19 protein-coding genes are annotated in these 19,788 nt (G+C 62.2%); 4 read left to right on the top strand and 15 right to left on the bottom strand.

Annotation, left to right across the window (positions count from 1 at the left end; translation table 11 throughout):
* Window position 1 precedes the first annotated feature (1 nt).
* The 5 genes from B0G57_RS21670 to B0G57_RS21695 all read right to left on the bottom strand — a co-directional run bounded on the left by B0G57_RS21670 (window position 2) and on the right by B0G57_RS21695 (window position 4,888).
* Entirely contained in the window at window positions 2-1,363 is a 1,362-nt protein-coding gene (locus B0G57_RS21670) for an MFS transporter (protein WP_018440033.1), read from the bottom strand.
* A gap of 477 nt (window positions 1,364-1,840) precedes the next feature.
* Complete coding sequence (locus B0G57_RS21680; protein WP_018440032.1) at window positions 1,841-2,248, bottom strand: hypothetical protein; 408 nt, start codon at window positions 2,246-2,248, stop codon at window positions 1,841-1,843.
* An 88-nt stretch (window positions 2,249-2,336) separates the two neighbouring features.
* Complete coding sequence (locus tag B0G57_RS21685) at window positions 2,337-3,083, bottom strand: COG4705 family protein (protein ID WP_026229547.1); 747 nt, start codon at window positions 3,081-3,083, stop codon at window positions 2,337-2,339.
* 212 nt (window positions 3,084-3,295) lie between these two features.
* The gene (locus B0G57_RS21690; RefSeq protein WP_018440030.1) at window positions 3,296-3,964 is read right to left on the bottom strand and encodes a response regulator transcription factor; all 669 of its coding nucleotides are present in this window, start codon (window positions 3,962-3,964) and stop codon (window positions 3,296-3,298) included.
* Between the two features lie 18 nt (window positions 3,965-3,982).
* On the bottom strand, window positions 3,983-4,888 hold the full coding sequence (locus B0G57_RS21695) for a S1C family serine protease (protein ID WP_018440029.1): 906 nt from the start codon (window positions 4,886-4,888) through the stop codon (window positions 3,983-3,985).
* A gap of 434 nt (window positions 4,889-5,322) precedes the next feature.
* Between B0G57_RS21695 and B0G57_RS21705 the strand changes: the two genes are divergently transcribed.
* From B0G57_RS21705 to B0G57_RS21715, 3 genes are all read left to right on the top strand, one after another.
* The gene (locus B0G57_RS21705; RefSeq protein ID WP_035468465.1) at window positions 5,323-5,811 is read left to right on the top strand and encodes an NUDIX domain-containing protein; all 489 of its coding nucleotides are present in this window, start codon (window positions 5,323-5,325) and stop codon (window positions 5,809-5,811) included.
* Between the two features lie 609 nt (window positions 5,812-6,420).
* On the top strand, window positions 6,421-6,786 hold the full coding sequence (locus B0G57_RS21710; protein WP_026229546.1) for a type II toxin-antitoxin system RelE/ParE family toxin: 366 nt from the start codon (window positions 6,421-6,423) through the stop codon (window positions 6,784-6,786).
* Window positions 6,779-7,087: an XRE family transcriptional regulator gene (locus B0G57_RS21715; RefSeq protein WP_018440025.1), complete on the top strand. Its 309-nt coding sequence runs from the start codon at window positions 6,779-6,781 to the stop codon at window positions 7,085-7,087. Before B0G57_RS21710 ends, B0G57_RS21715 begins: the two co-directional genes overlap by 8 nt.
* A 200-nt stretch (window positions 7,088-7,287) precedes the next feature.
* Here B0G57_RS21715 and B0G57_RS21720 read toward each other — a convergent pair whose 3' ends face one another.
* The 5 genes from B0G57_RS21720 to B0G57_RS21740 form a co-directional block, all read right to left on the bottom strand.
* The gene (locus B0G57_RS21720; RefSeq protein ID WP_083925575.1) at window positions 7,288-7,758 is read right to left on the bottom strand and encodes a TIGR00725 family protein; all 471 of its coding nucleotides are present in this window, start codon (window positions 7,756-7,758) and stop codon (window positions 7,288-7,290) included.
* A 73-nt stretch (window positions 7,759-7,831) separates the two neighbouring features.
* Window positions 7,832-8,659 (bottom strand): ABC transporter permease, encoded by an 828-nt coding sequence (locus B0G57_RS21725; RefSeq protein ID WP_018440023.1) that lies wholly within the window; start codon window positions 8,657-8,659, stop codon window positions 7,832-7,834.
* A 10-nt stretch (window positions 8,660-8,669) separates the two neighbouring features.
* Complete coding sequence (locus B0G57_RS21730; RefSeq protein ID WP_018440022.1) at window positions 8,670-9,758, bottom strand: extracellular solute-binding protein; 1,089 nt, start codon at window positions 9,756-9,758, stop codon at window positions 8,670-8,672.
* Window positions 9,743-10,828 (bottom strand): ABC transporter ATP-binding protein, encoded by a 1,086-nt coding sequence (locus B0G57_RS21735; protein ID WP_018440021.1) that lies wholly within the window; start codon window positions 10,826-10,828, stop codon window positions 9,743-9,745. The genes B0G57_RS21730 and B0G57_RS21735 overlap by 16 nt, the downstream gene beginning before the upstream one ends.
* Window positions 10,829-10,833: 5 nt before the next feature.
* Window positions 10,834-11,673 carry an ABC transporter permease gene (locus B0G57_RS21740; protein WP_026229545.1) on the bottom strand — a complete coding sequence of 280 codons (840 nt, stop codon included), beginning with the start codon at window positions 11,671-11,673 and terminating at the stop codon, window positions 10,834-10,836.
* A 159-nt stretch (window positions 11,674-11,832) separates the two neighbouring features.
* Between B0G57_RS21740 and B0G57_RS21745 the strand changes: the two genes are divergently transcribed.
* Window positions 11,833-12,726: a LysR substrate-binding domain-containing protein gene (locus tag B0G57_RS21745; RefSeq protein WP_026229544.1), complete on the top strand. Its 894-nt coding sequence runs from the start codon at window positions 11,833-11,835 to the stop codon at window positions 12,724-12,726.
* A 77-nt stretch (window positions 12,727-12,803) separates the two neighbouring features.
* Here the strand turns inward: B0G57_RS21745 and B0G57_RS21750 are convergent, their stop codons facing one another.
* The 5 genes from B0G57_RS21750 to B0G57_RS21770 form a co-directional block, all read right to left on the bottom strand.
* A complete protein-coding gene (locus tag B0G57_RS21750; RefSeq protein ID WP_026229543.1) occupies window positions 12,804-14,159 on the bottom strand; it encodes a Fic family protein in 1,356 nt (451 codons plus the stop codon).
* A gap of 285 nt (window positions 14,160-14,444) precedes the next feature.
* Entirely contained in the window at window positions 14,445-17,162 is a 2,718-nt protein-coding gene (gene acnA, locus B0G57_RS21755; protein ID WP_018440017.1) for an aconitate hydratase AcnA, read from the bottom strand.
* A 105-nt stretch (window positions 17,163-17,267) separates the two neighbouring features.
* Complete coding sequence (locus B0G57_RS21760; protein WP_026229542.1) at window positions 17,268-18,719, bottom strand: bifunctional 2-methylcitrate dehydratase/aconitate hydratase; 1,452 nt, start codon at window positions 18,717-18,719, stop codon at window positions 17,268-17,270.
* Between the two features lie 31 nt (window positions 18,720-18,750).
* Window positions 18,751-19,263: a hypothetical protein gene (locus tag B0G57_RS21765; protein ID WP_018440015.1), complete on the bottom strand. Its 513-nt coding sequence runs from the start codon at window positions 19,261-19,263 to the stop codon at window positions 18,751-18,753.
* Window positions 19,264-19,410: 147 nt separating this feature from the next.
* Window positions 19,411-19,788 (bottom strand): citrate/2-methylcitrate synthase (locus tag B0G57_RS21770; protein WP_332888232.1); only part of this gene is annotated, 378 nt, incomplete at its 5' end.

Raw genomic sequence — 19,788 nt, forward strand, 5'->3', positions numbered from 1 at the left:
TTCAAGCCGTGTCGATGCCGGCAGATGCGGCGAGCGCGGGGAGGGCTGCGCGGCGTCGAGCCTGCACTCCGCATAGGTAGATGGCGGCGGCCGCGATGCCGGCCGGTACCGCAACGATGAGGAAGAGCACCGGAAACCGGATATGGGCCGCGAGCAAGGCGCCGCCGACGAGCGCGCCGCAGACGGAGCCGAGCCGGCCCACCCCCAACGCCCAACTGAGGCCGGTCACGCGGTTCGCAGTGGGGTAGTAGCGCGCCGCGAACGCATTGGCGCCGATCTGCGAACCGCTGATGCAAAAGCCGACGCCGGCGACCGTGACGGCGAGCAAGTCGCCCGGCACGCAGCCGGTCAGAGCGAGAAAGACTGCGCCGAATGCGTAGGAGAGGCCGAGAACGCCGGTGGCGGAAAACCTGTCCATGAGTCTTCCGAGAACAAGCGCGCCGAGCGTGCCGCCCACTTGATAGAACACGCCGATTCGCGAGGCCGCGGCGAGCGAGAGGCCGGAGGCATGAACGAGCGTCGGCAGCCAATTCGTCATGAGATAGACAATCAGGAGGCTCATGAAGAAGACGCACCACAGAAGCAGCGTTCCGGTGCGAAAAGCCGGCTCGAACAATTGTTTCACGGGCGAACCCACCGTCCGGGTTTCGTGCAAGGTGAAGCGTGTATCGACGTCAGCCCGAAGCGGGGCGATGCGATGGAGCAACGCGGCGATCTTGCTTGCGTCCGCGCCCTTGACGACGAGGTAGCGTACCGATTCGGGCAGCCATACCGCGAGCGCGGCGGCGAGCGCGAGCGGCGCAATGCCGCCGAAGAGGAATACGCCGCGCCAACCGTAATCGGGAATCAGCTCCGCCGCCACGACGCCGCCCAGGCCCGACCCCATCGTGAATCCACAGAACATGACCGTCGTGAGAAACGCCCGGCGGCGCTCGGGGCAATACTCGGACGTAAGCGCGATCGCATTCGGCATGGCCGCGCCGAGTCCGAGCCCGGTGGCGAAGCGCAACGCGATCAAGATCGCCACGCTTGGCGAATGCGCGGTCGCGAGGCTCGCGAGACCGAAGAAGGCGACGGTGGCGATCAAGGTCTTCTTTCGCCCGATTCGATCGGCGACGGGCCCGAGCAGTAGAGCGCCCACCATCAAGCCGCCGAGGCCGGCGCCGAACAGCATGCCGAGGACATTAGGACCGATATGCCAGTCCCGCATCAGGAGCGGTGCGATGAACCCGACGCAGGCCGTATCGAAGCCGTCGACCGCGACGATGCAAAAGCATAAAAGCAGGACCCGCCATTGAAAAAGCGAGAAGGGGCGCTCGTCGAGCCAGGCTCGAACGTCGATAGGGGGCGGTGCCGAGGACATCAGGGGTGTCTCCTTTCATCATGGCCGAGGGGTTTTCGGCCTTTCGTTATGAAAGGGAACTTAAACTGCGTGGCACCACCCGTCGACATAGGAACGTGAATTCGGCGCATTCACCGAATCAATATTGCGGGCCGTGCGTGCCGAAACGTCAATCCGCGAGTACGATGGAAAACTGGCTCATCGATGAATTTCGGGAGGTGCCATGAACGCGGTGTGCCCGCTGCATGGGCCAACGACTATCATCGGCACGAACGCATACGGGTTCCCGGTTTATGCGTGCTGCCGCAACGACCTGCCTTATCTCACGCCACCGGACGCATGTACGAGGGCCCCGACCGAGCACGGACCGGAGCCGCACGAGCGTGCGCAGGAACCAAAGACGAAAAAGGAATGATGCGGAGATCGGCCTGCTGTGCGTGTGCTGACGAGCTTGGAGGCTCGCGCGTTTCGATATCCCGCAGACCGATCATGACGACTTCACTGCTTGCCGCTGACACGATCGATCGTCGCAACGAGTTCGGTTAGCGCCTGTTTGCAGGATGACTGCTCGGGCTTGGCGGCGCGCAATGCCGCGAGCGCGCGGTCGATCGCCTTGTCGACGGCATGCCAATCCGCCGCCGCGCGTGGTTTCAGCGAAGGCTCGGCGTCGTCCCAAGAAGTTTCGAGGTCTTTGATGCGTGTCTTCGCGCCGGCAAGGTCGCCTTTGTCGACGAGCGTCGCGGAGTCGCTCGCGATCTTGCGGAAGGGCGCGAGATCGCCAAGCTTCGAGGACGTCGCGGCGCGAGCCGACGCGACGATGATGCCGCCGCCCGTAAGCTGCGCCAAGCCCGCGAAGGCGAGTACGGCAGCCGATGCGAAAGTGATCGTGGTTTTTTTGATGCTCATTGATTCGTTCTCCTTAGCATTGAATCCGCTTGGCGCGGGGGAGAGGGCGGTATCGCCCCCGTTCATTGAAACCAGTCGAAGGTCCGGCTCAGCGTGAGGTTTGTCCGCGAGGCGCGCGCTCGATGGCGCTCTGCCAAGCCACGAGGGCGACGATGACGGTGAGGAATGCGATGCTCGTGCGAACCGTCCCCAGGCCCACTCCGCCGTATTCGCTGGCTTGCGAAAGCAGATCGCCGAGGGAAGCGCCCAACGGGCGCGTCAATATGTAGGCGACCCAAAACGTCAGCACGGCGTTGCCGCCCAGGTAATAGGCGAGTGCCGTGATGCCGATAAGCGCACTAAAGACCACTACGCCGAGCCTGAATCCGAGGCCGAGCGCTTCGGTCGCGAGATCGCCGGCAGCCGTGCCGAGCGCGAACGTCAGCAGGATTGCGGCCCAATAGAACAGTTCGCGGCGACGCGTGACGATCGTGTGAATCGAGAGCGTCCGTTCGCAGCGATACCAAAGAAGAAAGGTGGCCGCGAGCGCGACGGCGAAAACGGCGGTGCTGGCGTAGAGGCTCACGCCGAGCGTATCGGTGAGCGCATCGGTGATCTGAGTCCCGACGATGCTGACGAGCACGACCGTGAGCCAGTAGGTCGATGGTACGTATCGGGTGGCATTGAGCTGCCGGAAGAGCGCGAGCACCAATAGTGCGAGCATGAGTGCGCCCGTCACCGCGGTGCCGAGACCGACATGGACAGCGAGGTAGTCGGCGCCGGTCTCGCCGACGGTCGTGGACAGGATCTTGATCAACCAGAAAACGGCGGTGACTTCGGGCACCTTGTTCAGCATCTCGGCGGCGCGGCCAGTTCCAAGCTTGTTCACATTCTTCTCCTAGGTCTACGCATCGTTCGGTGGCCGATCGGGCGGGGCGCGACGATGCGCATCTCGCAAGGCCGGGAACCGTGTGCGAGAGTCTGCTTGGACTTTGCTTACGGGAAGCTTATGGAGGGGAATGTGCGCAAAGCGAGTGTTGGAACTTCACCGGCGATGGCGCCGATTGTCTAGACCATGATGAATCCGTGCCGCATCCCGAGCATCACCGCTTCGGTGCGGTTGGTCGCACCGAGTTTGCCGAAGATGGAGGAGAGATGGAATTTCACCGTGTTGTCCGAGATGTCGAGTCGCCGCGCGATGTCCTTGTTGCCGAGTCCGTCGGCGAGCATCGCGAGCACTTCGATCTCGCGTAAAGTCAAGGCTTCGAACGGTTCGCCGGATGCCGTCTGGCGCGACGGTCTTCGTCCGGCCAGTAGCCTTGCGAGGGTGTCGGGCGACAGCACGCAAAGGCCCGCGGCGACTGCTTCGATGGACATAACGATTTCGGCCGGCATCGCGTTGCGCGGAAGGATCGCCGCCGCATCGGCGGGCAGCACATCAAGGAGCCAGTCGCTGTCCGTATCGTCGCTCAACAGAACGAGCGACGGTGGCGCGTGCCCGAGTTCGAATAGCGTTTTGATCGCATCGCTCGCTTCCGGCTCGATGTCGGTCACGATCACATCCGGCACCGACCCGGCGAGGCAATCGACGAGCGTTTCAGCGTCGGCTGCGCTACCTAAGAACGCAAGTGCCGGGTGCTCCTCGACAAGCGATTGCAGGCTAGCGCGCACCTGCGAGGATGCCGCAAACACCAGGACCCGAACCGGCGCCGTGTGTACCGTTTGTCCATCCGACATTTCGTCGCTTCCCGGAAATCACCTGCACGAATTCCGTTGGGGGCGTTCGCCCACTGTTACCGCACACGCGTGGCGTTCGCCACCTCGGATCAACGCGATTTGCAACTGTTGCCCAATGCTTGCGGAGCCGAGCGCGGCATGCAAGTCATTCATGTCGCTGCAAGGCTTGCCGTCCAGTTCGATCATCACATCGCCTATCAGCACGCCACCCTGCTCCGCAGGACCGCCCGGTGCAAGCGAATTGATCAGCAATCCGCTACTGAACGGCAGGTTCATTTTTTTGACCCATGCGTCCAGCAGGCTGACCTGCTGTGTGCCGACGCCAAGGTAGCCCCGTGAAACGTGCCCTTTAGCCAACAATTCATCGGCGACGCGCTCCACGGTCACCGCGGGAATCACGACGCCGGCGCCGCGCATCAGCGCCGACGTGCAGATGCCCATGACCTGCCCGCGCATATCCGCGAGGGCCGCCCCGGAGAAACCCGGACGTAGACCGCCGTCCAGGCGCACGAACGCATCGAGCTGTCCGTTTCTCCAGGTGCGCCACGGACCACCCGTGCTGCCGATCACGCCAAAATCCGCGCTGGTGCCGAACTCGTCCGCCCGCGCGACGGCGAGCGCAAGATGACCCGGCTTCAGTGAGCTGGCATCGCCCGAATCGATTGGGTCCAGGTCCACGCCGTCCAGTTTCAGCACGCCGACGTCGGAGCCCAAATCCAGGCCCGCGAGGACTGCGGCGACTGTGCGGCCGTCGGTCAATGTGACCTCGATCCCGTCCTCACGCCTGATCGTGTGTGCAGCCGTCACGACTACGCCATTTCGCCAGATTACCCCACTCGACGGCATGCGATGTCGGCCGTGTACTGCCACGACACTTCGCCCGACTCGCGCGACAATGTTTGCCAGGTTGTCCGACAGATCCATTAAAGGATTTCCGCTCGAGGATGTGGTTTCCATTTCAAGTCTCCTGCCAATTGCATGCGAGCTGCCTGTGCTTCTCGTCATCGTCGATTGCTCACTTACCTTATGTGGGAAGCGCGTTGTGACGACGGGTTCACAATGACAGAAGGGCAGGGGGCGCACACCACCCAAATGGGTAGCCGGGTAGATGGGGTGCGGATTTCACGAAGCAGCTCGAGGCAGAGATCGGCCATGAACGGCCGATCGATATACCCCCTTGAATGGTTGGCAATCGCTATCTCGAGCGGAGAGCAGCCTCCGGCTAAACTACCGTTCCCGAGCCTGTTCTCCGGCCTTCAGGCCAGGGCGGATGTCAAAGGCGTTGAATGAGCGAAGCCCGCCGCACAAATGCGGCCGACCGTTAGATCCTCGGACCGTGAAAGGAAAGGAGAGACGTCATGCCGAGCGTTGGGCGAGCGCGATCGACTGTGGTTATCGACTGTGCCTGGCGCATGGTGCTTCGTCTTGGATTTCGGCTGGCTCGCGTCTGGTGGCGCCTTCGACGCCCTCGCCATGAGGGAGCGCTAGTAGCAATCTACGTCGGGCGGGCGCTGTTGCTTGTGAAGTCATCGTACCGGGCCGAGTGGAGTTTTCCTGGCGGTAGTATCCGGCCCGGAGAGACGCCTGATGCAGCCGCACAGCGCGAAATGGAGGAGGAGATTGGTCTCTCCTCGTACCCACTACGCCCCGCGGGCACCGTCTGCGGCATTTGGGACGGGCGAAGGGACCGGGTGCATTTATTTGAATTGCATCTCGATTGCATACCCGCGCTGCGGCTTGATAATCGGGAGATCATTGCCGCGCGGCTGGCATCGCCGGAAGAATTGCACAGCGTCGCGCTGACAGGGGCGGTCGCTGCGTACCTCGGCAGAGATCTCCGCTGTTAGTTGGCCCATTTCTTTTCGGACATCTCGACGGGTCCTGGCTCGTTATGGCCGACTTGACGCCGCCAAAGGCGGTTGCACGCGCAAGGTGGAGAGCGCTGACAAAAGTGTGCGACAAGCTTCGCGAAACAGCGCGCATAACCACAGGCGGCGGAATGCAAAAAATAAAAGGCCTCGACACCTCTCGAAAGGCGGCGCCAGTTACTCGGTCCTAAAAGAGAGCCCTTCAGCAGAGTCGCTAGTCGTCCAGCCTACTATCGCTGGCATCGCGCGTAGCCGGCCATTCTGCCGTGCGGCTTCCCGTGCAAGCTCGGACTGCGGTTTCGCCGCGCTCCGATCAGTTTGTGCATGATGCGATCGCATCGGGGCCACGCTCTCGAGATGCGTCTCGACAGTTGCGTGCGAAAGCGCCTCGATGATCGGCGCTCCCTTCGAAGCAAAAGCGGTCAGGTCCACGACTTTCGTCCTGCAATCTTGCGAGCAGAGATGGGAAGGACGACAGGCCGTCCTATCGGCGGCCTAGCTGACAGCCGTAGCCAAGGGCACGTGTGGTCATCGGTTTCGATCAAAAGCTATTCCCTTGACGGAATACACCCTGCCGGCTATATTCTCATGACGTGGGACGTTGAATATACCGATCACTTTGGTGCTTGGTGGGACGAGCTAGTCGAGGCAGAACAGGAGTCCATTGCGGCGTCCGTTCGGTTGCTCGAAAACTACGGCCCCAACTTGCGTCATCCATACTCAAGCGGGATCACCAGTTCTCGCCATGGCCACCTGCGCGAGCTACGAGTGCAACACGAAGGCCGCCCCTACCGAGTGTTGTACGCGTTCGATCCGCGCCGTACTGCGATTCTTTTGCTTGGCGGCGATAAAACGGGCAATGACCGCTGGTACGACGAAAGCATCCCGCGTGCCGATGCGCTGTATGAGGAACATCTGGCGCAACTCAAACAGGAGTGTTTCGACGATGGCTAGGAAGTTTTCCGAGTTAAGAGCGAGAATGTCGCCCGAGGCGCGGGCTCGGTCGGACGCAAAGGCGCGCCAAATGATCGCGGAGATGGCCTTGAGCGAGTTGCGGCGCGCGCGTGGTCTGTCGCAGCAGGCTCTGGCGGCGGTGCTGAATGTGAAACAACCGAGCATTGCGAAGCTGGAACAACGCACCGACATGTACATCTCGACGCTCCGCTCGCACATAAAGGCGATGGGAGGCGAGCTTGAAATCATTGCTCACTTCCCGGACGGTGATGTGAGGATCGCCAATTTCTCCGAGCTTTGAGAGCCCGAAGCCGAGGAGGTCTTTCATTGAGAGAGGCTGAGGCAATTCATTCCCGGCCCAGATCAGCGCTGACCGATCTTTTGCGCTTCCGCAATTTAGGATGAGGCCGGGTCCTAAAATAACGCCTTGTCTTCTTTTAGGATCGAGGCTTCCGATACAGCGAAGCCTTTCTTCGAGCGGCCCGGTCCTGCGTCGAACGGCTACGCGCGGCTTGTCACGCCGACATCGGCGAGCCATCGCGCGACACGCAAGAGCAAGGCCGACTGATCTTCACATTGTTCGATTCCCTGCACCTGCGGCGCGCCGCAGATTCCGAACACCGGCTTGCCCCATTGCAGACCGAGTGCGATCTCGGAAAGCGTGCCGAGTCCTCCCCCCACGGCAACCAGGCAGAGCGATGCTCGCGCGATCAATGCATTACGCGTGATGCCGAGTCCCGTCGGCAATGCTACGCTGAGATAGGGATTCGCTTGACCATCATCGTCTTCGGGAAGCAAGCCGACGACGAGCCCATTTGCTTCGCGTGCGCCGCGGGCAGCCGCTTCCATGACGCCGCCTTTACCTCCGCAGAGAAGCGCGACGCCTGCGCCTGCAAACGCACGCGCAACCGCTTCGGCAGTGCTCAGCTGCTCCTCAGTAGCAACGCGCGGCCCAATCATCGCCATCGGCATCGCGAGCCGATCCGGTCCGCGTTGACGCAACGCCACGCGTTCAAGTGCCGCCGCGACCGTAGTCCCCTCATCCCTACCGACGTCTGACAATGCCTTCTCCGATTGCAAGCACACAGGTGCATAACGCGGTCAGTATGATCGACAGCACGGCCACCTGTGAAAAATCCGTCTGCCCGTCAGACATTTTCAAATACATCAAGAGCGGCAACATATCGATCTGCGTGCCGGCCAATGCGAGGGCAGTCCCGTACGTCCCGAGCGCGATCGCGGTGACGAGACACCAGGCCGACAGCACCGACGGCCAAAGCTCGCGCCATGCGACGTCGATCCATGCTCGCCAGGGGTGCGCGCCCAGCGTCATCGCCGCCTCGAGCGGCCGCCGGTCTAGATTCGCGAACGCTGGAAAGAGCATGAGCGCAACGCGCGGGATGAGGTAATAGGCGTATGCGATGACGAGGCCTGTAATCGTGTAGATCAAACCGCCCAATTTCGCCGCATCGGCGCCGAAACGAGCGAGCAGCATCGTCACGAACCCGGCGCGGCCGAACGTCAGAATGAAGCCGTAGGCGATCACGAGCCCCGAAAACGCGAGCGGCACGCCAAGGATGGCCAGCAACCAGCGCCGCTCGCCAGGAGATCGTCCCGCAAGCTCGAAGGCGAGCACGAGACCGACGCCGGTCGACAACGTACCGGCGCCGAGCGCCAGCGCGAATGAATGCGCGATCGCACTCACGACGAGCGGGTCGCGCGCAATGACGGCGAACGCAGTACCACCGTTGCCGCAGGCTGCGACGACGAGCGCGGCGAGCGGCAGTGCGAAGCACACCGCCAACAGAACGCCTGCCGGCGCCGAGCCGAAGCGCCGAATGAGGCCCTCTCGCTCTAGTAACGAGCCGCGCATCGCTTCATCCTCACTTGCCGAGCGTGGCCTGCGACCAGAGCTGATCGATTTCGCCCTTGTGCGCCGCTGCCTTCGCGACATCGAGCGGGTGAACTTGCGGCGCGTTCGGCATTTTCGCGGCGATCTCGGGGGCGAGCGTGACGCCGGGCACCGCCGGCCGCACGTAGCCCTGCGCGAACAATGCCTGACCAACGTCGCTCATCACCAGGTTCAGCCACAACTGCGCAGCGGCCGGGTTCGGACCTTTCTTGACGAGACTCATCGCATAGGGCGCCGAGACGCTGCCGTCCTGCGGAATCACGACATCGACTGCGTCGCCCATGCCGTCCGTGTACTTCGCCTTGAGGCCGTCGTTTTCATAGCCGATCAAGATCGGAATTTCGCCTTTGACGAACTTCGCGTAGGGCGTCGTGCCTTCGACGCGCAACACGTTGCCCGCCGACGTCAGCTTCCCGAAGAAGTCCGCTCCGGGTTTCGGATTGTCGATATTGCCGCCGAACGCGTAGGCGGCCGCGAAAACGTCGACTTGTCCCTGGCCTGTCGAGCGCGGATCGAGGTAGACGACCGCATTGCGATATTCAGGCTTCAGCAGATCGGCCCATCGCTGCGGCACGTCCTTCACGAGTTTCTTATTGACGAGGAAGGCAATGTTGAGCGAATGCACGGTGAACCAGCGGCCGTCGGTCTCGCGAAACACCGTGGGCAGCTTGTCGAAGTTGACGGGCTTGAAGGGTTCCACAACATCTTTGTTCACCGCATCGAGCGCGGATGCCGCGAAGTAATAGGCCGTATCGGCCTGCGGGCGATGGCGCGACTTGTCGAGGGCGACGACCGTCGCGGCCGAACCTATGTCGTTGTAGGTAATCTCGACCTTCGGATAGCGCTTGCGAAATTCGGCAAAGAGTGACTTCCAGTTCGCCCATTCGGGACCGGTATCGAACGAGACGACAATTCCCTCATCGGCGGCTTTGGCGTAAAGCGCATCCTCGCCGGGATAAAGCGATGCGCCATGCGCCGTGGTCGCTGCAAGCGCTGCGCAGGCGCCGAGCAAGACGCCGATACGGCGCAAGGCGGTCGAGAGGGTCAGGACTGCAGACATTCGGGTTCTCCGTTGGGCAAAGGGATGGATTGGGTGTCGGGCGTCGCATTCAACGTAACGAGATGGCGCGGATCGATGGCGATGCTGCTTGTCGGAAGCAATCGGCCTTCGCATAACAGGGGCTGCGATGAGCCGTTCGGCAAAAAGTCGTAGCGTTGAGTAGCCCCGAAGTACCGAATTTCGCCGAGTGCGCCATCAATGCGATTGGCGGTACCCACAGGCGGATCAGGTTGGATATGCTCGGGTCGCAATAGCAATTCGACGTCATCGCCGATGCGGCGAATGCCCGTATCGACATTCAGCAACGCGAATCCCACGTCGACCATATCTTTGGCGCGGATGCGGCCAGGGAGGATCGTCGAATGGCCGACAAAACGCGCGACCTGCGCCGAAACAGGACGCTCGTAAAGGTTGCAGGGCGTGTCGACCTGCAGCACGCGGCCGCCGTCTACGACCGCAACGCGATCGGCCATGCTGAGCGCTTCTTCCTGATCGTGTGTCACGAGCAGCGTCGTTGCGCCGCTTGCCCGTTGCAACGCACGAATCAAATCACGGAGTTGATGGCGAATGCCGGCGTCCAGGGCGGCGAGCGGCTCATCGAGCAGCAAGACGCGCGGCGCGATCACGAGCGCGCGAGCGAGCGCGACCCGTTGCTGCTGCCCACCCGATAGCATCGTCGTGCCGCGGTCCGCATGCGACGAGAGTCCGACGCGCTCGAGCATCTCTAGTGCGTGAACGCGCCGCTGCGCGGCCGGCACGCCACGCATGCGCAGGCCGTAGGCGACGTTTTCGACGACGGACAGGTGTGGAAACAGCGCGTACTGCTGAAACACCATGCCAACCTCTCGACGCCAGACCGGCACGCCGGCCATGTCGTCGCCTCCAATCGCGATGCGCCCGTCGTAGCCGTCGAGCAGGCCGGCGGCAAGGCGCAGCAGCGTCGATTTGCCCGATCCGCTGCGGCCCATGACGGCGAGCAGTTCGCCGGGCTGCGCTGCGAGGGTGACGGCATCGACGCCGTGCCCGCCGCGCGGATATTTGAAGCTGACGTTGTCGAAATCGAGGCTCATGCTGATTACAGCCTGTTGATGGTGTTGATCGACGCGAGCGTGGCCGCCACGGCCAGGACGAGCAGGACGACGGTTGCGGCGCAAGCCAAGCCGGAAGCGCCGTAAAACGCTTGGAGCAACACGACCGGAAAGTTTCGGTAGCGAAAGCCCGCGATCAAATTGGATATCTGAAACTCACCGATCGAGAGTGCCGAGACCATCACTAGGCCGGAAAACAGGCTCTGCCGCAGGTTAGGCACGACGAGCGAGAAGAACTGACGTGAAGGCGTGGCCCCTAACGTCGCGGCACAGTCTTCGAGTTTTGCCAGATCGAGGTGACGCAAGTCGCTGAGCAGCGTCTGCACGAGGTAGGGGAGGGTCAGCACGGCGTGCGCGGCGATCATCAACGGCAGCGTCCCGAGCCACGGCAGCGTATCGCCGCCGAATACGGCGATATAGCCGAAACCGAGCGTGAGTGCCGGCACGGCGACAGGCATCAGCATGACGACGCGCGAAGCGGCTCCTCGCCCTCTCCGCGCGCGGTGATTCAACGCATAGGCGAGCGGCAAGCCGATGCAGGCATCGAGTGCACAACAAGCCAGGGCAACGACGAAGCTCACGCCGAATGCTCGCCGGAAACTGGCATCCGTTGCCAACTCGGCAAACCAGCGCCAGGTGAAGCCGCTCGGGAGCAACGTATTCGTCCAGGTCTTGCCGACCGAGCCGATCAGCAGCAATACCATCGGCGTCAGCAGATAGAGCGCGAACAGCGCGACGACGGCGCGAACCGCGATTCGTCCGATGGACGGCTGGGCGCTCCTTTGAGGAAACGGCACAGTGGGGGCTGGCGCGGTGTTCGATGGCAAGTCTTTCTCGCGTGTGTTCGACAAATGGCTCGCGGCGGCCCGCTGAGCAATGCTGCCGGAGGCGACGACGCAAAGCGCAGTCTGCGGGGCGGACATTGCATCGTCATGAAACGAGGGTAAAAAGCGCGCAATGTACTGTGCGGATTTGGAAAAGCTCGAATGAAGTCTTCTTGCCCGAGTACCGTGGAGTTGCTCACGTTCCTGGCGTCCGCGAAGCATCTCAACTTCTCGCGCGCGGCACGCGAGCTGGGACTGACGCCGAGCGCGGTCAGCCGACAGGTATCGAATCTCGAAGCCCAGGTCGGCGTCCGGCTTTTCGTACGCGACGGCCGCCAGCTCGCGCTCACGCCGGCCGGGGCCACGTATCACGCACGAATCAAGGAGCCGCTGCGTGAAATCTGCCACGCTTCGCTGGAACTCCTCGCCTCACGCGAGGAAGCCGATTTGCTCACGATCGCGAGCGTGCCTACCTTCACGACAAGATGGCTCGTGCCGCGTCTGCCGCGCTTCCTCGCGTCCGCGCCGAACGTCACACTGAGCTTTCGGCGACATCTGGCGCACGGCGATGCGTTTCCGCCGGAGCTCGATGCGGCCGTTCGCTACGGAGACGGCCGTTGGGAAGGAGTGCTAAGCGACTACTTGGACGGACATACGTTCGCGCTTGTCTGTTCGCCCGAGTTCGCGCAGCGGCATGCGGTCCGCGAGCCGGCCGACGTTGCCGACGCGCCTCGGCTCGTGCATGAGCAAGCCGCAACAGCATGGATCAAGTGGGCGGAGCGGCATGGCGTGACGCGGATGCGAGCCCTCGCGGGACCACGCTTCGAGCAATACGCCGTACTGATACAGGCGGCGTGCGCGGGGCTCGGTCTCGCGCTCGTCCCGGCGTTCCTGATTCGCGATCTGCTCAGCTCGGGGGCGCTCGTCGAGCTGATCGATGCGCCAGTCGACGTCGATGACCAGGGCCACTATCTCTGCTACTCGGGGGAGCGTCTCGCTACCAGACCCGGGTTGCAACGCTTCAGAACGTGGATGCTCGAGGAATGTCGGGGCTGAGGTGTGTCGGCTGTCGCGCCGCCGCTGCTGTTAGCCTGCAGCGCGCCGGTCGCCGATATCTTTTCAAGTGATCGCGGCTAGCCTGGCCGCCCGGCTTCGATCCATGCCTTCGTTTCCGCCATCGTCAACCGATACCGCGCACAATTGAAAACTTCCAGCTTCGCCAACTCATCGGCGAGTATGGCGCTGAACCCCGGCGCGGATTCCTCGGTGAGTCCAAGCTCGGACGCCGCCTCGACCGCGGCTTTCCGACCGCGCACGACGAGTCCGATTGCCTCGCTCAGTGCTTGCCGATAACGCAGGCGCATCGTATCGGGGACTCCCATCGATTCGAGTACGACCTTGTATTTATCGATCGAACGCCGATAGGTCCATTCGAACAGATCGACAGCGAGCGAGACGTCGCGCAGTTCGTAGACGCCTATCATCGCAAGCGCGTAATCGTGTATGTCGACGTCCAGAAACGATAGCGGCGCGCAGTTGTATAGCATCAGCGGAATGTTCGCCGCCAGGCGGCTCGTACGCTTGTTGCCATCCTCGAACGGCTGCAGATAAGCAAGGTTTGTCCATAGGAAAAACGCCGCTTCGACAGGGTTCCTGATCAATCGAGCTTTGGTGACGATGAGGTCGAGCATTTCCTCCAGGACGGACGGCACCTGCATCGGCAGGTAGGTGGTATCGCTGATGTTGACGACCTTTTTGCGGATCGTTCCAAGACCTTCTTCATCCACGAGCAGATTCTGCATCAGCACCGCGTGTAGATTGCGGATAACGGGTGTGGACAGGCCTTCCGTCGGCACGGCGTCGACAAGGAACTCGATAGCGCTCTTGTGGTTGAGCAGCATGACGGCATCGAAATCGCCGTCGGCTATGCCGCTTTCGAACAGTTTGCGTGTGTCGAGCAGCGTGAACCGATTGCCTTCAAGGCGCGACGACGACCATGACAAGTCGATCAGCAGCTGCTCCAGCACCTTGCGAGCGTAGGTGCCCGCCGGCTGTTGCCCCTGCATGCGCCCGGCGTTTGCCAGCTGGATGGCGAGCGGCTCGGGGATCAGCCATGACTTGTTCGGTTCGTAGTGGTCGACAAAATCGCGTTTGTAAGAAACGGGGGCGCGGGTCGCCAATGGAGCGGCCAATCGCCGACGCACGGCAACGCTCGCAGGAGACCATTGCATCTCTGTCGGACTGAGCGTGCCGAGCGCCAGTTCCGCCGAAGGTATGTCCGAAGCAAGCGTGTAGCGCGTTGCACGACCCGTCCCGTGGCGGTTCACTCGGCCTGCCGCGCGCAGGTCGTCAAGAAGCCGCTTTATCGTCGCGAGACTTTTCCCCGTGGCGTTGGCAAGTTCGGAAGACGTGACATGGCTATGGCCCTGTGCCGTAAAACGGCGCAAGGCTTCAATGACGTCTTCGGCGGGCAGTAGTCCAGTGCTCATGGAAATCGGCTCATATCGGCTCACGTTTGAGCTGATTTTGAGCCGATCTGAGCCGATTCGCAAGGCTTTGAGCCGATTCAGCCCGCAATGAGCCGGTTCGTGAGCCGATGAGCCGATATTCCGGTCGGCAACACGCACGCGACCGTCAAGTTTGCCGCCAACCTCAATGAAAAGGCCCGGCAGGGCAGCCGGGCCTTCGAACGGCCGCGCTTCGACGATCGAAGCGCGGCAATGACTACCTCAGACGGCAGAGCGCGCCGGCGCCCGCGCCACGCGCCAAACGGCTTACGCCGCCAACAACGACCGCAGCACGAACGGCAGAATCCCGCCATGCTTGTAGTAGTCGACTTCGATCGGCGTATCGATGCGCAACAACACCGGTACGCGTTGCTCCTTGCCGTCCTTGCGATGGATCACGAGCGTGACTTCTTGCTGCGGCTTGAAGTCGTCGCCGAGGCCTTCGATGTCGAACGTCTCTTCACCGGTGATGCCAAGCGACTGGATGCTGTCCGAGCCCTTGAACTGCAGCGGCAAGACCCCCATGCCGACCAGATTGGAGCGGTGAATCCGCTCGAAGCTGCGGGCGATGACAGCCTTCACGCCGAGCAACTGCGTGCCCTTCGCGGCCCAGTCGCGCGATGATCCGGTGCCGTACTCCTCGCCGGCGAAAATCACGGTCGGCGTGCCGGCATCGATGTACTTCATCGCGGCATCGTAAATCGACAGTTGCTCGCCGCTAGGCTGATGAATCGTCAGCCCGCCCTCCACGCGCGTGCCGTCGGCCTTCGGCGGGATCATCAGGTTCTTGATCCGAACGTTCGCGAACGTGCCGCGCATCATCACGTCATGATTGCCGCGGCGTGAGCCGTAACTGTTGAAGTCGGCCTTCTGCACGCCGTTGGCCTTGAGCCACTTGCCGGCCGGCGAATCTTCCTTGATCGAACCCGCGGGGCTGATGTGGTCCGTCGTGACGGAATCGCCGAAGACGCCGAGCGCACGCGCACCCTTGATCGTCGGAATCGCGTCGGTCGGCTGCATCGAAAACTGCTCGCCGAAGAACGGCGGTTCGGCGATGTAGGTCGACTTCGGCCAGTCGTAGACTTGACCTTCCTCGCCCTGGATCTTGCTCCAGAGGTCGCCTTCTTGCGTGAGCTGCGAGTAGTTCTTGCGGAACGCTTCGGGGTCGAGCGCGTATCTGAGCAACGCATGAACCTCTTCGCTCGACGGCCAGATGTCGCCGAGATAGATGTCCCTGCCGCCCTTGCCCTTGCCGACGGGCTCCGTCATCAGATCACGCGTGATCGTACCGGCGATCGCATAAGCGACGACGAGCGGCGGCGAGGCGAGGAAGTTCGCGCGGATGTTCGGGTGAATGCGCGCCTCGAAGTTGCGGTTGCCCGACAACACGGCGGCCGCGACGATATCGTTCTTCGTGATCGCCTCGTTGATCTCGGGCGTGAGATCGCCCGCGTTGCCGATACAGGTCGTGCAGCCGTAGGCCGCGAGCTCGAAGCCAAGTTGCGAAAGGTAGGGCAGGAGGCCCGTCTTGGTCAGGTACTCGGTCACGATCCGCGATCCCGGCGCGAGCGAGGTCTTGATATGCGGCGCCACGGTCAGGCCGGCCTCGACGGCCTTCTTCGCCAACAGGCCGGCGGCCAGCAGCACGCTCGGATTCGACGTGTTCGTGCACGACGTGATGGCGGCGATCACCACGTCGCCGTTCTTCAGCTTGATGCCGTTCGATGTCTCGTACACGGCGTCCAGTTCGGCCGGCTTCTTCGCAAAGCCGTTTTCGCCGACGGGCTTCGAGAACAGATCGGCGAACGTCGACTTCACATAGCCGATTTCGATGCGATCCTGCGGACGCTTCGGACCGGCGAGTGACGGGGCGACGGTTGCGAGGTCGAGCGTGACGACCTTCGTGAAGTCGATCTGGCCTGCCTTCGGAATCCCGAAGAGCTGCTGCGCCTTGAAGTAGTTCTCTAAAGCGGCGATTTCGGCATCGGTGCGGCCGGTGCCCCTGAAGAAATCGATCGTCTTTTCGTCGACGGGGAAAAAGCCCATCGTCGCGCCGTACTCAGGCGCCATGTTGCCGATCGTCGCGCGATCCGGAACCGCGATCGATTCCGTGCCCTCTCCGAAAAACTCGACGAATTTGCCAACTACCTTCTCCTTGCGCAGCAGCTCGGTGATCGTCAGCACGAGGTCCGTCGCCGTAACGCCTTCGCGCAGCTTGCCCTTGAGCTCGACGCCGACGACGTCGGGCGTGAGGAAGTAGACGGGCTGGCCGAGCATGCCGGCCTCGGCTTCGATACCGCCCACGCCCCAGCCCACGACGCCGATGCCGTTGATCATCGTCGTATGGCTATCGGTGCCGACGAGCGTGTCGGGGTAGTAGACCGTGTCGCCGTTCTCGGCCTTCTTGTGCACGCCGCGCGCGAGGTACTCCAGGTTGACCTGGTGCACGATGCCGACGCCGGGCGGCACGACCTTGAACGTGTCGAACGCTTGCATGCCCCACTTCATGAACTGGTAGCGCTCATTGTTGCGCTGGAATTCCAGCTTCATGTTGAGATCGAGCGCGTCCTTCTGGCGGTAGTAGTCGACCTGCACGGAGTGGTCGACGACGAGGTCCACGGGTACGAGCGGCTCGATCAGCTTGGGGTTCTTGTCCATCCGCTGCGCCACGCCGCGCATCGCGGCAATATCGGCGAGCAGCGGTACGCCCGTGAAGTCCTGCAACACGACACGGGAGACGACGAACGGAATCTCGTCGACGCGCGGTGCATTCGGCTTCCAGTTGGCAAGCTGTGCGACGTGCTCTTCGGCGACCTTTTTGCCGTCGAAGTTACGCAGCACCGATTCCAGAACGATGCGGATCGACACGGGCAGGCGCTCGATCTTGACGTTCAATGCCTTGCCGAGCTCGGGCAGCGAGTAGAACTTCCCTTTTCCTGAGCCGCTATCGAATTCCTTGAGCGTGTTGTGGAGGTTGTGGGCCATGGTTTGTCCTAGGTTTGGAGCGAGGAAACAACGATCTTGTTGCCTTTCTTTCTGAAACCTTACTTGAACCTTGTAACGAACTACTGTATCCGATTCGATGCTCGATCAAATGACGTACAGATCGACGTACTCGTTGACCGGCATGGCCTCGAGCCGCGTCTGGTCGATCGAGACGTCGAGGATCGCTTGCTGTTTCTTGGCCGGAAAGCGCCTCGCGAGGTTCGTCCTGAACTTCTCGACGAGCAGCGGCACACCTTCGGCGCGCCGACGCCGATGGCCAATCGGATATTCGACGACGACCTCATCGAGCGTCGTCCCGTCGTCGAGCTCGACGGTCAACGCGTTGGCGATCGAGCGCTTGTCCGGATCGTGATAATCCTTCGTGAACTGCGCGTCTTCGACGCACTGCATCTTGGCGCGCAGCGCGTCGATGCGCGGATCGGCCGCCACGGCCTCTTCATAATCGGCCGCGGTCAGTCGTCCGAAAAGCAGCGGCACGGCGATCATGTACTGAATGCAATGATCGCGGTCGGCCGGATTGTTCAGGGGGCCTTTCTTGTCGATGATGCGAATCGCCGCTTCGTGCGTGCGAATCGTGATCTTCGCGATGTTTTCGGCCGTCTTCCCTTTCCCTTTCAGGATGCCGTGCAGCGTCATCGCCGCTTCGGCGGCGGTCTGCGCATGAAACTCGGCCGGAAACGAGATCTTGAACAGCACGTTCTCCATCACGTACGAACCGTAGGGGCGCTGAAAGCTGAACGGGCGGCTTTTGAACAGCACGTCGTAAAAGCCCCAAGTTGGAGCCGTGAGAACGGACGGGTAGCCCATCTCGCCCGTCTTCGCGATCAGCGCGAGGCGCACGGCGCGCGAGGTGGCGTCGCCCGCCGCCCATGATTTGCGCGAGCCTGTGTTCGGCGCATGGCGATAGGTGCGCAGCGAATGTCCGTCGACGAACGCGAGCGAAACAGCGTTGATGAGTTCGTCGCGCGACAGTCCGAGCAGCCAGCCGACGACTGCCGTCGAAGCCACCTTCACGAGCAGCACATGATCGAGCCCGACGCGGTTGAACGAGTTCTCGAGCGCGATGACGCCCTGAATCTCGTGCGCCTTCACCATCGCAATCAGCACGTCCTGCATGGGGAGCGGCTTCTTGCCCGACGCGACGGCAACGCGCGAAAGCCAATCGGCCGTCGCGAGAATGCCGCCGAGGTTGTCGGAGGGATGACCCCACTCGGCCGCGAGCCATGTGTCGTTGAAATCGAGCCAGCGGATCATCGCGCCGATGTTGAACGCGGCCTGTACCGGGTCGAGCTGAAACGGCGTGCCGGGCACCTTTGCGCCGTGCGGCACGATCGTACCCGGCACGATAGGGCCGAGCAGTTTCGTACATGCGGGATAGGAGAGCGCTTCCAAGCCGCAACCGAGCGTGTCGATGAGGCAATGGCGCGCCGTTTCGAGCGCGAGCGCGCTGTCCACCTCGAAGCCGAGGACGTAATCGACGATATCGACGAGCACTCGATCAGGCTCTGGCCTTACGTTCGAAGTCGAGGCGGACATGGTGGTCGGCTCGTGCAGGAAAGAAAAACGATCAGTCGCCCTTCTTCAACGCGTTCGCTTGCGTCGGAGCGGGCGCGCCTTGCGCCATCGCGGCAGTCTGGCACTCGTCGGCGAGACGCGCACCGTCGTGATCCGAGAACAGCATCGCCTTCCCCGGAATCACGACGAGGTCGAGGCCTGTCGCCGCGTCATGGAAGCGGTCCGCGCCCGTCGTCGTCGATTCGCGCGGCAGGTTGTAGTTCTTGTTCGCCCAGTGAACGGTGACGATCTGGTCCTTCTTCATGTCGCCCTTCAGGTCGAACGAAAGCCCTTCACTGCACTTCCACTCTACGGAGCCTTCGGGGATCGGGTCGGTCTTGGCGGCAGCCGTCGTTTCGCGCGACTTGCGTTTCACGAGCCGGTGCTTCGGCGCGGGCGCCTTGCCTACCTTCTTTTGGGCAGTCGTCGATTGCGTCGACTGCGTTTGGGCGGCCGCGTCCGCTGCTGCGAGCGACATCGTGGCGGAAATCGTGCCGATAAGGGTTGCGATCAGCAATTTTTTCATGGGAATGGCGGACCTTTCGATTTTGGAATAGATGACAGAGACAAATACCGAGCCCCTTGGTTGCAGCGGCGCCGCGCGAGAGCCGTGGGGCGCCGGGCGGGGGTGCCGCGTGTGCCGTCCATCTGGCTGGGGCGCGCGCGGCGGTCGCTATTTTCTCCTATTTAGCGGGACGAACTTCATACTTTCTGGGCCGGTGTAGTTCGCGCTCGGCCGGATGATCTTGTTGTCGATGCGCTGCTCGATGATGTGCGCGCTCCAGCCGGAGGTGCGCGAGATCACGAAGAGCGGCGTGAACATCGCCGTCGGCACCCCCATCAGGTGATAAGAGACGGCGCTGAACCAGTCGAGATTCGCGAACATTTTCTTCAGGTCCGCCATCACCGATTCGATCCGCTCGGCGATGGCGAAGAGCTTCATGTCGCCCGTGTCTTTCGAGAGCTTGCGCGCCACTTCCTTGATCACCTTGTTGCGCGGATCGGCAACGGTGTAGACGGGATGGCCGAAGCCGATCACCACCTCTTTGTT

Origin of the sequence: Trinickia symbiotica, assembly GCF_002934455.1 — a bacterium.
GTDB classification, from domain to species: domain Bacteria; phylum Pseudomonadota; class Gammaproteobacteria; order Burkholderiales; family Burkholderiaceae; genus Trinickia; species Trinickia symbiotica.